Annotated in this window: 1 protein-coding gene; it reads left to right on the forward strand. The window is 51.9% G+C overall.

All coding sequences use genetic code 11. The features are described from left to right. Positions 1-681: tyrosine recombinase XerC (locus R8O11_RS27525; protein ID WP_318194915.1), on the forward strand; the 681-nt coding region annotated here is incomplete at its 5' end. Between the last annotated feature and the right edge of the window lie 41 nt (positions 682-722).

A 722-nucleotide genomic window follows, 5' to 3' on the forward strand; every position in this document is an offset into this window, starting at 1 on the left:
CGCTTGTCTTCGCTGCGTAGCTTTTTCGATTTCTTGATTTTGCGTGGTGAGATGTCAGCCAACCCTGCTAAAGGGGTGTCTGCACCTCGTAAAAAGCGCCCGCTGCCAAAAAACCTCGATGTGGATGAAGTGAATCAACTGCTCGAAGTGAATGAAGATGACCCATTGGCGATCCGCGATCGCGCAATGATGGAGCTGATGTACGGTGCCGGCCTGCGTTTAGCCGAGTTGGTCAGTGTGGATGTGCGAGATGTGCAGCTTCGCAGTGGCGAGCTTCGTGTTATCGGTAAAGGTGACAAAGAACGTAAAGTGCCTTTTTCGGGGATGGCAACGGAATGGGTTGGTAAGTGGCTGCGCGTTCGTGGTGACTTAGCAGCGCCAGGTGAACCTGCATTATTTGTGTCTAAACTCGGAACCCGTATTTCGCACCGTAGCGTGCAAAAACGCATGGCCGAGTGGGGACAAAAACAGTCTGTAGCCAGCCACATTAGCCCACATAAATTGCGTCACTCATTTGCCACGCACATGCTGGAGTCGAGCAACAACTTACGTGCGGTGCAAGAGCTTTTAGGTCACGAGAACATATCGACGACCCAAATCTACACACACTTGGATTTCCAGCATCTAGCGCAAGCGTATGACCAAGCCCACCCACGCGCCCGCAAAAAGAACGGGGAGTGAGCCAAAGCATGAAATTTTACCGCCGTATCGAGCCGATTAAG

The sequence above is a fragment of the Vibrio sp. 1288 genome (assembly GCF_033344475.1).